Source organism: Psychrobacillus soli (genome assembly GCF_006861775.1).
Lineage (GTDB): Bacteria > Bacillota > Bacilli > Bacillales_A > Planococcaceae > Psychrobacillus > Psychrobacillus soli.
In genome coordinates this window covers 51,138-65,686 of sequence record NZ_VDGG01000014.1, presented here as the reverse complement: position 1 = coordinate 65,686, position 14,549 = coordinate 51,138, and the positions used below count along the sequence as shown (strand labels likewise).

General features: G+C 37.4%; 12 protein-coding genes and 1 pseudogene. 3 read left to right on the top strand and 10 right to left on the bottom strand.

Going from position 1 to position 14,549, the window contains the following annotated elements; all coding sequences use genetic code 11:
* Positions 1-7 precede the first annotated feature (7 nt).
* The 7 genes from FG383_RS08220 to FG383_RS08190 all read right to left on the bottom strand — a co-directional run bounded on the left by FG383_RS08220 (position 8) and on the right by FG383_RS08190 (position 9,222).
* Complete coding sequence (locus FG383_RS08220) at positions 8-448, bottom strand: BrxA/BrxB family bacilliredoxin (RefSeq protein WP_142606778.1); 441 nt, start codon at positions 446-448, stop codon at positions 8-10.
* A 163-nt stretch (positions 449-611) separates the two neighbouring features.
* Positions 612-1,706, bottom strand: a complete 1,095-nt coding sequence (gene meaB, locus FG383_RS08215; protein WP_142606776.1) for a methylmalonyl Co-A mutase-associated GTPase MeaB — start codon at positions 1,704-1,706, stop codon at positions 612-614.
* A complete protein-coding gene (gene scpA / locus FG383_RS08210) occupies positions 1,706-3,862 on the bottom strand; it encodes a methylmalonyl-CoA mutase (RefSeq protein ID WP_142606774.1) in 2,157 nt (718 codons plus the stop codon). The genes meaB and scpA overlap by 1 nt, the downstream gene beginning before the upstream one ends.
* Positions 3,849-5,498: a methylmalonyl-CoA mutase family protein gene (locus tag FG383_RS08205; protein ID WP_142606771.1), complete on the bottom strand. Its 1,650-nt coding sequence runs from the start codon at positions 5,496-5,498 to the stop codon at positions 3,849-3,851. The genes scpA and FG383_RS08205 overlap by 14 nt, the downstream gene beginning before the upstream one ends.
* Before the next feature lie 147 nt (positions 5,499-5,645).
* Positions 5,646-6,770: a Ger(x)C family spore germination protein gene (locus FG383_RS08200; protein ID WP_142606769.1), complete on the bottom strand. Its 1,125-nt coding sequence runs from the start codon at positions 6,768-6,770 to the stop codon at positions 5,646-5,648.
* A complete protein-coding gene (locus tag FG383_RS08195) occupies positions 6,767-7,861 on the bottom strand; it encodes a GerAB/ArcD/ProY family transporter (RefSeq protein ID WP_142606767.1) in 1,095 nt (364 codons plus the stop codon). Before FG383_RS08195 ends, FG383_RS08200 begins: the two co-directional genes overlap by 4 nt.
* A complete protein-coding gene (locus FG383_RS08190; protein ID WP_142606764.1) occupies positions 7,858-9,222 on the bottom strand; it encodes a spore germination protein in 1,365 nt (454 codons plus the stop codon). Before FG383_RS08190 ends, FG383_RS08195 begins: the two co-directional genes overlap by 4 nt.
* Positions 9,223-9,341: 119 nt before the next feature.
* Between FG383_RS08190 and FG383_RS08185 the strand changes: the two genes are divergently transcribed.
* A complete protein-coding gene (locus FG383_RS08185; protein ID WP_142606762.1) occupies positions 9,342-10,034 on the top strand; it encodes a ZIP family metal transporter in 693 nt (230 codons plus the stop codon).
* Between the two features lie 342 nt (positions 10,035-10,376).
* Complete coding sequence (locus FG383_RS08180) at positions 10,377-10,997, top strand: hypothetical protein (RefSeq protein WP_142606760.1); 621 nt, start codon at positions 10,377-10,379, stop codon at positions 10,995-10,997.
* 282 nt (positions 10,998-11,279) lie between these two features.
* On the opposite strand, the pseudogene FG383_RS08175 reads toward FG383_RS08180, so the two are convergent.
* The 3 genes and pseudogenes from FG383_RS08175 to FG383_RS08165 form a co-directional block, all read right to left on the bottom strand.
* Positions 11,280-12,149: pseudogene (locus tag FG383_RS08175) on the bottom strand (tetratricopeptide repeat protein).
* 87 nt (positions 12,150-12,236) lie between these two features.
* A complete protein-coding gene (locus tag FG383_RS08170; RefSeq protein WP_142606758.1) occupies positions 12,237-13,358 on the bottom strand; it encodes a DUF2812 domain-containing protein in 1,122 nt (373 codons plus the stop codon).
* On the bottom strand, positions 13,355-13,648 hold the full coding sequence (locus tag FG383_RS08165) for a PadR family transcriptional regulator (protein WP_142606958.1): 294 nt from the start codon (positions 13,646-13,648) through the stop codon (positions 13,355-13,357). The genes FG383_RS08170 and FG383_RS08165 overlap by 4 nt, the downstream gene beginning before the upstream one ends.
* 161 nt (positions 13,649-13,809) lie before the next feature.
* Here FG383_RS08165 and FG383_RS08160 point away from each other — a divergent pair, with 161 nt between their 5' ends.
* Complete coding sequence (locus tag FG383_RS08160) at positions 13,810-14,400, top strand: hypothetical protein (RefSeq protein ID WP_142606756.1); 591 nt, start codon at positions 13,810-13,812, stop codon at positions 14,398-14,400.
* Positions 14,401-14,549 lie beyond the last annotated feature (149 nt).

Below are 14,549 nucleotides of genomic sequence, written 5' to 3'. Positions count from 1 at the left end.
AATAGTATTAAACTTCTTCACAATGTTCTTCAAATAATCCTTGAAGATGAGTGATAACCGATGTTGGAGCGTGTCCTTCGATTTCGTGACGACCGATTTCTGCAACAGGTTGACCGTCTTTCAATAATACAAATGATGGAGATGATGGTAAGTGGTCGTCTCCAAAAAGATTACGCGCTTGTTGCGTTGCATATTTATCTTGTCCGGCAAATACTGTTACAAGATGGTCTGGGCGTTTATCGTAATGCACTGCGTTAGCTGCTGCTGGACGAGCGATACCACCTGCACACCCACAAACAGAGTTTATCATTACAAGCGTTGTGCCTGTACGAGCAAAAGCAGCGTCTACTTCTTCTGGTGTTGTTAATTGCTCATAACCACTAGTTTCCATTTCTCCACGAGCCTGCATAACCATATCATTCATCAATAAATTAAAATCCATATTCATTGTTCAACACTCCTCCTATCAAATGCGCCTCTGCGTATTTGCGTCTAGATTTTGAAATGAGCTAGCTCAATTCAAAATCTATGACATCCGCCGGAGGCTTAACTTTATTCTGCTAGGTTTTTGACCTTGCTGAATAAAGTTAAACTATTTTTATCTTATCAGATTATTGTTTAGAGTTCGAGGAAAATAACTCATCTACTGCCTGCGAAACAGTCATCTGTTCCCCTCTTACTAGTTGCTCTAATTCCTTCATCGATTGTTTCTTTTCAATAGAAGAGAAAAAGTCATCATACAACCGGTCGATGATCATCGTTTTATACCAGTCAACCGTTTGTTCTTTTCTTCTATTTTCCCAAACGCTATTTTCCAGCATGCTTTTTTGGAAAGACAAGATTGTGTTCCACACGACATCTAGTCCCTTTTTATATAGGGATGAAACAGCGAGTGCTGGTGTTGTCCAATTTGGTGTAGATGGTGCTAAAAAGTGAAGTATTTGTTTATATTCTGCTACTGTTTTTTTCGCAAGCTTTTCATTCGCCCCATCTGCTTTATTCACCACAATAGCATCCGCGAGCTCCATTATCCCTTTTTTCATTCCTTGTAGTTCGTCCCCAGCGCCAGTTAGTGCTAGAAGTAAGAAGAAATCAACCATTCCCCGAACAATCGTTTCACTTTGTCCTACACCGACCGTCTCCACTAAAATGACATCATATCCAGCTGCTTCGCATAAAAGCATCGTTTCGCGAGATTTTTTATGCACGCCACCTAATGTTCCGGCAGAAGGCGATGGCCTAATAAAAGCACGAGGATTCTTTGCTAGCTCTTCCATCCGCGTTTTATCTCCAAGAATACTGCCACCAGTCAAAGACGAACTAGGGTCAATCGCAAGCACCGCAACTTTATAGCCTTGGTCACAAAGCATTTTTCCAAAAGCTTCGATAAATGTACTTTTACCAGCTCCCGGGACACCAGTAATTCCAATTCGGATACTGTTTCCAGTGTAAGGGAGAAGTTGTTTTAATAACCGCTGACCAATTACTTGCTGATCGCTTACTGTACTTTCGATAAACGTAATCGCTTTTGCTAAATGTAGCCTCGAGCCACTACGTATTTCACGAATATACTCCTCCTCGTCAATAAGAAGCTTTTTCTTTTTCGTGAATTTTTTTACAATAGCTTTCCCCATACCATCATGCTGCGATTTAATACCACTCATGACATGCATCGAAGTTTCGTTATTTTTTCTCGATTCAGCCATTAGCCTTCTACTTCCTCATAACCCAATCGTTTATATACTTCTTCAATGACTTTTTGGGCAGCAACTGGAATAACTGTACCTGGTCCGAAAATAGCAGAAGCTCCGTTTTCACGTAAAAACGCGTAATCTTGTGCAGGGATTACTCCACCAACAACGATTAAAATGTCTTCACGCCCTAGTTTTGCTAGCTCTTCTCTTAACGCCGGAACGAGCGTCATATGACCGGCCGCTAATGAACTTACCCCGACTACATGGACATCATTTTCCACTGCTTGTTGCGCCGTTTCAGCTGGTGTTTGAAATAATGGACTAATATCGACGTCGAATCCTAAGTCTGCAAATGCTGTCGCAATGACTTTGGCACCTCGGTCATGCCCATCTTGTCCCATTTTGGCAATGAGAATACGTGGGCGTCTTCCTTCGTTGTCACGGAAATCTTCTGCCATTTTTTTGACTGCTTCTATTTCTTCAGCGTCACTAAAGTTTGCGCTATATACCCCGCTCACCGAACGAATCACCGCCTTATGCCTTCCTGCAACGTATTCAATTGCATCGGAAATTTCTCCGATCGTCGCACGTTTTCTAGCTGCATCCACAGCCGCAGCTAGTAGATTTACTTCTCCTGTTTTAGCTGCTTCTGTTAATGCCCTAAGTGCTATTTGTACTGCTTCTTCGTCGCGATTAGCTTTTACTTCTGCTAAGCGTTCCATTTGTTTTTGACGCACTACTGTATTATCGATATTCAAAATATCAATTGCATCTTCTTGTTCTAAACGGTATTTATTGACACCGATAATAATTTCTTTCGAAGAGTCAATTTGGGCTTGTTTTTTCGCAGCTGCTTCTTCGATTTTCATCTTCGGAAGTCCTGTTTCGATTGCTTTTGCCATGCCACCAAGTTCTTCAATTTCCTCGATTAGCCCCCAAGCTTTTTCCATCAATTCGTTCGTCAGTGTTTCCACGTAATACGAACCGCCCCATGGATCAATTACTTTTGTCATATTCGTTTCTTCTTGCAAGAACAACTGCGTATTACGTGCAATTCGAGCAGAAAAGTCCGTCGGAAGTGCGATTGCTTCATCCAGTGCATTCGTATGAAGTGATTGTGTATGACCCATTGCAGCGGCATTTGCTTCTACTAAAGTTCTTGTTACGTTATTAAATGGATCTTGTTCCGTTAAACTCCAACCAGATGTTTGAGAATGTGTACGTAGCGCTAATGTTTTTGGATTTTTTGGGTCAAAGCTAGCCATCATTTGTGCCCATATTCTACGTGCAGCACGCATTTTCGCTACTTCCATAAAATAGTTCATACCGATTGCCCAGAAGAATGATAGTCTCGGTGCGAATGAATCAATTTCTATACCTGCTTTCAACCCTGTTCGTACATACTCCAGGCCGTCCGCTAATGTATACGCAAGCTCAATATCCGCCGTAGCTCCCGCTTCTTGCATATGATACCCAGAAATCGAAATCGAATTGAACTTCGGCATATACTTTGCAGTGTATGCAAAAATATCCGCAATTATTTTCATCGACATATCTGGCGTATAAATATACGTGTTTCGAACCATATATTCTTTTAAAATATCATTTTGAATTGTCCCGGCAAGCTGCTCTGGAGTTACCCCTTGCTCTTCTGCAGTGACAATATAAAAGGCTAAAATCGGTAAAACGGCACCATTCATCGTCATCGAAACAGACATTTGATCGAGTGGAATACCACTAAATAGAATTTTCATATCTTCTACAGAATCGATGGCAACTCCCGCTTTTCCAACGTCCCCTGTTACTCGTTCATGATCAGAATCGTAACCACGGTGAGTAGGTAAGTCGAATGCTACCGATAAACCTTTTTGTCCCATTGCTAAGTTTCTTCTATAGAAAGCATTACTTTCTTCTGCTGTTGAAAATCCTGCATATTGACGTACTGTCCATGGTTTTGCCACATACATCGTTGGATATGGTCCGCGTGTATTTGGTGCGATTCCTGGTAAATCGTTTAAATGTTGTACCTTGCTTCGGTCAGATTCTTCATATACTTTTTTGAGCTCGATCCCTTCATTTGTTAAAAAGAAACCGGCTTGTAGTTGACTATTCATTGATTTTTCTACTAGATTTTCAATAGAAACGGCTGAATAATTAGGCGTTGACATTGGAATCCTCCTTTTTGGCAAGAGCTAGCAATTGTTGTCCTTTTTCAAGTAGTGATTGTCCAGCATAAATACGTCCAGAAAGTCCAGCGTCTAACCAGTCTTCATACTCCTCGAATTTCCCTGCTACATCCATTGGAACAGACAGTTGCTCATTCAATAATGCAGGAACTAACCCTGCTGTTTGCTCATCATTTCCGACAAATACTACATAGTGAATACGCTGTTCATCTATCCACTTTTGTAAATCGAACGGTTTTAAGTTTTCCGGTGCTACTACTGGAGAAATTCCTAACGCGATTAAATAACTACTAACAAAATCCATACGTCCCTTGTATTCTTTTAATAGACCATAAGGAATAATAGCAGTATTCAAAGGACTTTTGTGAAATGCCTTTCGCAGCTTCTCGAATGGCTCCGCAAGACGCTTATAATCCGTCTGTTTAATGGCATTTGGTAATACATCAGCTGGATTTGCGTAAGTATTTGTACCGATTAGCGATTTTTTACGGGTAGCTAGTAATTTAAGTTGTTGCTCCCATTTTTCATTTGCTCGAGCTAAAAGTTTTGCTTCTCTATCTTCTATCGTTTCTTCCTGCATAAGCTCTAAAAAATACGTCCATGCTTTTTCGACCAGTTCTTTCGTTAAACTCTCCACATAATAAGAACCACCGGCCGCATCAATCACACGCTGAATATGTGTTTCTTCTTTTAATACGAGCTGCATATTACGCGCAATTCGATTCGAAGTTGGTGTAACTCCTGTTAAATAATCATGTGGATAAGTCGTCACGCTATCCGCTCCACCAAGTACTGCAGCAAGCGCACTATTTCCTGCACGAAGAATATTAACATGAGCATCTAATACAGAAAAAGATCGTAAGGAAGTTTCCGCGTGTACAGGAATAGCTTCTATATTCTGATGTCCAAATCCTTCGCCGAAAGCTTGCCAAAGTATACGGAAAGCGCGGATTTTCGCTATTTCCATAAAGAAATGTGTATCTACTGAAAACTGAACAAATGCTTTTGAAACAAGCTCCCCTATGCTTGTTTGACGAGCAAGTGCATCAGCTTGTACAAGAACGCTTGCTAGTTCACTAACAGCGTCTCCTCCTGCTTGATGGATGTTAGATCCATCTAAGAAATACGTTCGAGCATTCGGAAGATCTGCATCCGTTGCTCCTTTCACCAATCCCTTAAGATCAGTAAAATGATTTAAAAAAGACCGATTATTCATTACATCCAAAATAGTAGGATGTTCTGCTAAAAGTACTTTCCATTCTTCTATTTGTGCTGCATTCCATAGATGATCTTTTTCTACTTTGTAATGAATGACATTATTCCCTTTTCCAAGCGATTCTTTAATATCCACTAAAACTTCTTCGCTTGTAGCACCTTCTGCTAGTTGTGCGATGGCCCATTCCGAAGAACTTTTTGCTTTTCGTACAATATCCGTTTGTGAAGTTGGTATATATGCCACGTCGGCTAATGAATAAAGCGGTTTCAAAATGATATCCTCTAGTGTTTTTGTAGAAAGAGAGTCTAGTGTTTTCCCTTTTAGTGATTTAAGTGCTACTTGTTCCCATTCACCGAGTGTTGCTTTATTAAACGTCGTTTGTTTCATTTTATCTATTGTCATATGAACGCTCTCGCTTCCCCCTTTGCAAATAAAATTATCTTAATTATATATTAACGGACAATGAATACATTAGAAAGGGAAACTTCCTTTGAAAGTGTGATGAAACGAAAAAGCCCCTTTCCTAATCGAAAGAGGATTTTTCATTCTTTATTCAATTGCTCCCGTACCTTTAAGAGCTACATCGACGCTCACGTCAAACGGTAAATCAGGATATGCTTTTTGCCATTCGGAAATCGTGTTTTTATCGTAGAGCATCATCGTTCTATATCTTAATCCAAAACCTATGGGATCAAGATTTTTTTCTTGAACTGTAGTGAGAAAATCTGTAATCTTTTTTTTCACTGCCTCTGCGGCTATTTTGTCATACTCCTTTAGATTATTTAATGCTAGGTTTTTATTCGATTGACCAATTACGCCAATCATTTTTACATTCATCTTTATGGAAGTAGGCTTTCCATCATCCATTATAACTTTATAATGGACAGTAGTTTTTTCCATGTTGATGACAAAGGTTAAATCCTCTTTCTCTGCTTTATAGCTGAACCCGCTCATTCCATTTAGAAGGGTATTATAATATTTGGATTGCTCTGCGGTTAATTCGAATGGTTTTGATTTTTCTTTCACAACTAATGATTTATTGACGATTAACTCCTTCTTATCTTCTGTTGCCTCAACAAGTGGCAATACTGCATCAACCCCATCCGATAACATATCTCTTCTAAATTCATAAAGGAAAGTAGAGGTGATAAAAGGACTTTCCGTACCATTACTACCAAAAAAGTTTACAAGCGTAGATGATACTGCAGACTCTGCAGACGGTTCTACTCGTAAAATAGATTCAGCAGAAGTTTTAGCAGCTGCTACCCAGGCTATTAACTGAATATCACTACGTCTGACAAAGTAATCCATAAAGTCCTTCATATTTTCTTGTAAGAGTTCTTCGTTAATAACGATAATTTTGGTATGTCCAAATTCTAGTATTTTATCGGTATGTGTTTCTAAAATACGAATTGCTTCAGCAAGCGTTTCCCCTTCATAAACTAGATATTCATAATTAGGTCCAGTGGAAGATTTAATAGAAGCAACAGGTAATGATAATTTTAATGTCACCTTATACCCTCCCTCTTCTTTTTCCGCCGGGTCTATTCCAATACCCGTTACGAAAACCCGCTTATCAATATCTTTAAATCCACAACCCGCCAATACAAAAACACATGAAAAATACATTGCCGCAACCACGATTACTTTATAATTTTTGAATCGATGCTTCATAATTTAGCTCTCCTTTTCACTACTACTAAGGAAATAATTAATACAGTAAAAAAAATAGGCAAAGATCCATAGAAATAGTTAGATAAGGAAAATAGTTGGTACTGTGTCAATTTTCTTGTTAAAACTAAAGAGATTATCCCGAATAAAATAACGAAAATATAAGGAGCCAACAACTTTCCCTTCCATTTCAAGCGCTTAAATTCGAAAATGCTCTCCAAAATTTTTAAAGCAACATGCCAATGTAATAATAAACTAACAAATGCGATCCCTAAAAATGCTAGGATAAAAATAAAAATAACCCGTTCGATTAAACCATATTTCATACGTATTGAATCACTGGTGGACACCCATGGGAAAGTTAGATCCGCAATCTGTTCCACCCCGTTATAACCAATCGGCACAAAAAATGTCGTAAACAAAACGGCGGTGCCCGTTAACCCAATAATTAAGACTTGTTTCCATCCCATTTTATGCTTTTTAGTAAAAAGTTTATTAAAAATGACCAAATCGGCAATCCCTACAAATAAATAAAGAGAAGCACCAAAGGCCCAATAGGAAGGAACGTGGTTTATATGCATCATAGAAATTTTTATAAAATCCCAGTCTAGTTTCGGATTCGCATAAAATTTTATCAATAGAAAGAAAATTATTGGAACAAATAAAACGATTACAATTTCTGCCATGTATAACATACTTCTAGATTTCATCAAAATTCCAAAAGATATAACAAGGACGAACGCAAACGTCGTAATTACAATGGATGTTTCTGGCGAGAAAAAAGTAATAAATAAAAATACATACGTAATAAGGGTAATAAGCCCGGCACAAAACCAACATAAAAAAAGATAAAAAAGCACCGGGTAAGCAAACCATTTGGGAGTATGTGCTTTCAACATTTCCGGTAAATTTTTACCAGGGAAAGAATTGAATAGTTTAACGAGTATATATATGAATATAGTTCCAATAATAACAGCAGCAATCATAGAAGGAATTGCCCCAGTTTTGCTTTCAAACAAAAGAATTTTAGGGACGGAGGCAATGATATTGGAAACCATTGTAAGAAAAATAAAATAATAAAGAAAGCGACTCATTCGCTTTTCACCCCTTTTTCACTCCTTCTACTTTTCCAATACATTTTTAAATAAGGTTCTCCAAAACTTTCTTTATTGATCAAAAACATGAGTATTCCTAAAAATCCAAGTATAAACCCAACCGTTCCAAAAAATGTGGTGAAAGCTAATAAAATATATCTACAGAACCTAATGGAAAAGCTCATCTCGTTGATAGGTATCACAAAACTAGAAATGGCTACTGCTGATACGATTATAATCATTATATTGGAAGTCAAAGCGGCCTCTGTAGCTGCAGTTCCCAATATTAACCCACCAACAGTTGTGGCCGTGGCACTTATCGCTTTCGGTAGCCTAATACTTGCTTCCGTTAAAAGCTCCATAAATACGAGCATAAATAGTACCTCTATAAAGGATGGATATGGCACACCAATCCTACTCCCGGCGACAGTTAAAGCCAATTCCGTTCGGAAAATATCCGGATTATAGGAAGTAATGGCCACATATAATGCAGGCAATGTTAAACAGGTTATCAGACCAAAATATCGAAGTACAAGCGTGAAAGAGGTGACCCAAAATAAATGATAATTGTCTTCCATGGATACCATAAAATCAAAAAAGACGACCGGCGCAATTAATGCATGAGGACTTCCGTCAATCATCAAAATCACTTTACCAGCATCTAAGTTATAGCAAATACGATCAGGCCGTTCTGTCAACATCAAGGTAGGAAATAAAGTAAACCTCTTACCATTTAAGTAAAGTTGGAGTTCCCCTGCCGACTGAATAAGTGTTGTATCTAATTCTTTTATTCTTTTCTGAATCGTTTTTAAAATGGCTGGCTTTACAGTTTGCTCATCATAAATAATAGCGATATCATTATGCGTTTTATCTTTTAACTCTAAGATTTCAATCTTTAGAGTAGGCTCCTTATACCGATGTCGAATGATATTTAAGTTGGTAAGAATATCCTCACTTAATGCTTGCTGAGGTCCATATACAGTCGGTTCCATAAGCGTCTGCTGTACGGTACTAGTGTTTACTTTCTTCACATCTATTAGAAAAAAGTTTTGTTGAACTGCTATTAACACGCTTCCCTTTGTAAGTTCGAGTGGAATGTTATCTTCTGATTTAATAGCTAGAAGATCAGGTGATGATTGAATATATGCCCCGTAATGCTGTGCCGACTTCATCTCGAAAAATGGCTTAATAATAATGCTTTGTAATTTATCTCCATCTACAGCCGTTTTTAAATAGAGAAGAAATGCCACTTCATCTTCTAGTTGTAAAGGTATTAGCATAACATCAAAAGAAGGATTCATCTGTTCCTTCAGGTCAACCATCAACTTAGGAGTCGTTGGGTTCTCTTTTGAATTCGTCATATACAAACCTCCAATAAAGAGAATCTTCGCAAGCTTAGGTTAACCGAATGAATATGATTCAATCCTACTGATAGAAAGTTTTAATGGAAATTATTTTTTATGTAGGGGAATGATAACAGTTGAGCACACTAGTTCTTGGAGGACTTCTATTTTTAAGTATAAATTTAGGGGGAGGAATCGCTTGGTTAGTTGCTAGACTATTTCGTCGTTCCAACGAAGGTTTAGCTTTATTATGTGGAGGATTCTTAGTAGGACTACTTGCGTCAGATATTATTCCCTCAGCATTCCATGTTTATGAATCACCTGGCATTGTTCTAGGTATACTTATTGGGTTTATGTTTTTACTTGTTGTGAACAAATTACTATATTCATCCAGCCAACATAACTCCTCTGTCTACTTGCTTACCATCGCCCTTTTCATACATACCATTCCATTAAGCTTAACTATCGGAAACTTACTAGGGGATTCTTCTTTCGCTCTCGCCATTTCTACTTCTACCATTTTGCACCATATTCCCGAAGGATTTGCGCTTACTTCTATATTTCTAGCGCAAGGACAGAAAATAATAGGTTTATTCCTTTCTTTTATTGGTTTATCAATATGCTTTAGTTTATTTATTTGGATTGGTCATCACCTTTACCTCAGCATTATGGCACAAAGCATCCTATTAGGAGTCTCCATTGGGCTAATCGCTCTTACGAGTATAAAAGAATTCATTCTACATAATGTCCGGAAAGTGTCGATGAGGACCTCGGTAACTTTTGTCCTAATAGGTTATCTTTTCAGTATTGTATTTCATTTTTTGCTCTAATTGAGTGAGAAACCCCTCGTTAATTACCAATAAATGGCTAAGAGAGACCGAATCGTACATGCAAGCAATCAAAACGACCTCGAGAGCAACCAGTTTCATGCCTAAAGCAACTAAATGATCGATGAAAGCAACCAAACCAAAAAACAACAGAAGAAAGGGATGAAATTTCTTCTGCCGTTTTGTTATTCAAGAAACGCACATCATAGAGCTTTTTGGACGTTTAAGTGTTTATCATGTTGCACAACCTTTTAAACGTGTTGTTTTATATATTTTGAAAAGATTTGTAGATTACTATATACTGGTATTTATAGTAAAATGACCGACAACGGGAGTGACAAATGAATGGATATCACGATTACAAGAGCCCTACGCGAATTAAAAACACTCGACGGACGCATTATAAAAAAGATTAATGAAACGACTTTCGCCACATCTAAAAAGCCGAAAGAAAATATAACTGGCTTTAAAACAGTCAATGATTTCGAAAATAAAGCGAAAGAAAACATTCAATCTATACAAGATTTGATGAATCGTAGAAAACAAATTAAAACAGCAATCGTTGAATCAAATGCGAAAACAATGGTAGAGGTTGCCGGAGTAAAGATGACGGTCGCTGATGCAATCGAGCGCAAAAATTTTATAGAAGTCGAAAAGACACTTCTCCGAAAAATGAACAGTGACTATGGCCAAGCTCAAATAAGAGTAGAACAACAAAACGAACTAGCCCAAGATAGACTAGATACACAACTAAATAATATGATTTCCAAAGATGGCAAAACAGACTTAACTGCAGTAGAAGGTTACAAAAAACTGTTTTGGGAATCGGAGGAAACGAAGTTAATCGACCCTGTCAATGTAAACGAAATTGCGACGAAAATGACGCAAGACATCGAAACTTTTGAAGACGATGTTGATGTAGCTTTAAGCGAAATCAATGCACGAACGTTTATTACTATTAGCTAAGCCTTGTATTTACAGCTGCTGTTTTAGCGAAAAAGAATAAAGTTTCCCCGCGCAGGGTCCGGGTCAAACCCTGCATCCAACTAATCTTAACGTATGGTAAAAAGCTTAAAGCTTAACCCTAAAACTTAAAAGATGAACATTTAAAGCTCTTAAACGTTAACATTCAATCTTCAAATTTAAACAATCTTTCAAATCTCGGATCATTAGGTGCCATAGGATTTGAAACTTCCTTTCTTTCCCTCCGAGCAGCTATGACAGCACAAAAAGAGTGATCCTTTTGGATCACTCTTTTTGTTTAACATTGTACTCCGCATGGTTATGCCGAGTACAACCAAATAAGTAACATCCTGTCATAATGGATGTATCAAATTCCATTGTAGGAATGTGACCAGACAATATTCGATTAATCATTTGTTCATAATCTACTTTTTCATTTAGTAATTCATTTATGTACGCTTGTTTGTCACTTTCTAGCCAATCATCATCATCACATTCTTCTTCAGAAGCTTTTTTTATTTCATCTATTTTTTGAATGATCACTTCATTTATTATTTAATGTGCAGAAGTTGAGTCATTTAGTTGGAGCAATGAATATACATATCGGCTAACCCAATTAGGTTGCTTCCAATAAATATTCCACCCCTTTTCAAACCAATTGACGGCTTCTTGATATCTTCCCACCTCTACATATAAATCAGCTACATCTATTGCTCCAATAAAGTCATCCTCGTCTTCGGAAAAATCTCCAATTTTGATTATTGCCTCATGTAAATTTCCTAACTCAATCAAACACTTTACATGGCTATACATTGCATGATCAGATTTCTCTGAGGCCATTAGAAAATGTTGCGAAGCCAATTCCAAGTTTCCTAGATGGTAGTATGCTACTGCTAAATTATTATAAGCAGTTTTAGTTGAGTAGATGCCAATTGAATCTATCAGTACATCTTTTGCAGATTGCCAGTTTTCTTTCCTAACATAAATCTCACCTAAAAGATTATATGGAAAATAAGATAATGGATTCATAGTTAAAACTTCTTCTAATAAAACCATCGCTTTTATATATTCATCTTCTTCATAACAATACATCCAAGCGAGATTAGTCAAAGATTGGACATTTCTTGATTCATCTACTGCTTCCTGAAATAATATTAAAGCATCTTCATATTTATTTTTTTCTCATAATTTTATAGCCTTCTGATTAATATTCAATTATTTTACCTCTATTCAGTTTACATTTTAATCTAACGCCTTCATCGTTTTCCAATAACTGATCAAAATTTGGACGAATTTATAAAACCAATATAATAATCCGAGAAATAGTAACGGCCTCATCACTCCACCAAAACTCCAAGCAATAAAAGGCTCATCTTTCACTAGCGTATTAGTGTAGAAAGAAAAAGATAAAAGGAAGACGAGGTATATACTCATACCAAGATTCATCCTAAAAGCGCGTTTAATCGATTGTCGTTGCTCTTGTTTATCATACGAAAAACGAGGTACCTCTTCTTCCTCTTTATAATGCTTCGCCCAAATTGAATAGTTTAATAGCGTCATATTGGAAGAATACTTAAGCTTCCAGCCCATTTCTTTATGTGTTGCAAAATAGGACGGCTGCACTTTATATTCAAACATGCATTCATATTTTATATGATTAGGTTCTGTTTTTCTAAATGTAAAAACTGCAGCTCTTACTCTTTCCAGTTCATATCCTTGTTCCGCAAATCCTTCCAACCATTCTCTCGTATCCTCTAGTTGATACATCCAAGCCGCTCTAAATTTACGTATTCTTTTACCCGTGGGGATTGAATCTATCGCTGCATCCATCTCGCTAATTTCAAATCGGCGATATGTCCTAAACACATATATAGCAAAGCTTGCTACGGCGATAATTCCAGCGACAGACAGTATTATTATCCATAAGTTTTCAATTAGAACTTCCTCACCTTTCATTACTGATGAAAGAATTGATACTAAAATAATTGGCAGCATGGATGTGGAAATATAAAAAATTGAAATTACACTCAATACATATGCATGTGTGCGATTTCTTTTCACAAGTGCATCTCTTGATGGATACAGCCGAATTGTCTGTTCTTCATTCACTAAAAATATCCATTTTCCAGCTGAGTACGCGAGTGACCATCCTTCTTTTTGCAAAGTCTTTGGTAAAGTATTACCCTTTGAATTGTATTGAATGCGATAAGTAATGTCTCTTGGCTCGCCTTTTTCGAAACTAAATGTTCGTGTCCACCGATTGACGCTTATTAAGTGCCAACCTTCTTTTGCCATTTTGGAAAGCCATTGCTCCGTTTTCCCGATATTGTAGCTCCATAGCCACTTCACTTTCTTTTCAATCATTGAAAGTCCCCCTCGAAACGTAATACATTGCCATGTAATTCTTTCAATCGTTTCATCTCTACACGCATCAGTTGTTTACCTAGATCTGTTATTTCATAAATCGTTTTCCGTTTTTCGTCCGAATAAATCGTAATAATTTCATCCCGTTGCATTTTTGTTAATGTACCGTAAATTGTACCGGACCCTAGTGTCAGGCGGTCATTTGTCATCTCTTCTACTCGCTTAATAATGCCGTACCCATGCCTTGGCTCGGTTAAGGAAAGCAAAATATAAAAAGCCGTTTCTGTCATTGGCACATATTTCTTAATCACTTTCTCCACTATGTCACCCTCTAATATGTCATGCCTCGACTATATCACATCGTGACATAAACCTACAAGGGAAACTAAAATATTTTCATACCACCTTGCATACAATAAAAGACTTGTCCCAGTAAGAAAGGAGATTTACTTTGGCAGAAAATTCAAAGGACCCATTTTATCAACAATGGTGGTTTATCATTTTAATCATTATTTTAGCGGTTGGGATTATTGAAAATACATTTGATGATAGCGACCAAACTAGAGTGGAAAGAGCAGATGCGATTACATCTGCTTTTCAGGAAGAAACAGTAAGCGAAGAAACAGTAGAAAACAAACCTTCTCCTGATGAAATTGCAGCTCATTTAATCAAAAAGAGATTCGGTTCCACTAAAGAAGAAAGAGAAAATACGGTAGTATCCGCGGAATATGAAAGTGGTGTAGTAGAAGTTATTATAGAGGCAACAAAAGTCTCAACAGCTAAAACACTTAAACGTACTTCATTAAATACAGCTTTTGATTATATGAAATCGATGAAAGATCACCTTAATGTAAACCAGGCAACCTTCATAGTTAAAGCCCCCCTCACAGACCCATTTGGGAATGTAGAAATGGAGGATGTGATGGTTGTACTAATGAGTAGAGAAACATTGGACAAGATCAACTTTCAACATTTCAAAACGAGCAATCTTAGCACAGTTGCCGATAGTTACTGGGAGCACCCTACTTTAACAGGGATATAAAAGAAAAAAAGCTAAGGTCGCCACATCGTGTAGCAACACCTTCGTGACCAACATCCTGTTCGCCTCGGGTCCAGTCGACGCCTGCAGCGAAAAGTAATGGAATTTGCATACTTACTCAGTATCGACTCGTTAAAAACAAAATTTTATAC

What these genes read in the sequence shown, in the direction of transcription:
- FG383_RS08220 (WP_142606778.1), bottom strand. Translation starts at nt 448, where the DNA reads ATGAATATGGATTTTAATTTATTGATGAATGATATGGTTATGCAGGCT.
- meaB (WP_142606776.1), bottom strand. Translation starts at nt 1,706, where the DNA reads ATGGCTGAATCGAGAAAAAATAACGAAACTTCGATGCATGTCATGAGT.
- scpA (WP_142606774.1), bottom strand. Translation starts at nt 3,862, where the DNA reads ATGTCAACGCCTAATTATTCAGCCGTTTCTATTGAAAATCTAGTAGAA.
- FG383_RS08205 (WP_142606771.1), bottom strand. Translation starts at nt 5,498, where the DNA reads ATGACAATAGATAAAATGAAACAAACGACGTTTAATAAAGCAACACTC.
- FG383_RS08200 (WP_142606769.1), bottom strand. Translation starts at nt 6,770, where the DNA reads ATGAAGCATCGATTCAAAAATTATAAAGTAATCGTGGTTGCGGCAATG.
- FG383_RS08195 (WP_142606767.1), bottom strand. Translation starts at nt 7,861, where the DNA reads ATGAGTCGCTTTCTTTATTATTTTATTTTTCTTACAATGGTTTCCAAT.
- FG383_RS08190 (WP_142606764.1), bottom strand. Translation starts at nt 9,222, where the DNA reads ATGACGAATTCAAAAGAGAACCCAACGACTCCTAAGTTGATGGTTGAC.
- FG383_RS08180 (WP_142606760.1), top strand. Translation starts at nt 10,377, where the DNA reads ATGGATATCACGATTACAAGAGCCCTACGCGAATTAAAAACACTCGAC.
- FG383_RS08170 (WP_142606758.1), bottom strand. Translation starts at nt 13,358, where the DNA reads ATGATTGAAAAGAAAGTGAAGTGGCTATGGAGCTACAATATCGGGAAA.
- FG383_RS08165 (WP_142606958.1), bottom strand. Translation starts at nt 13,648, where the DNA reads ATGACAGAAACGGCTTTTTATATTTTGCTTTCCTTAACCGAGCCAAGG.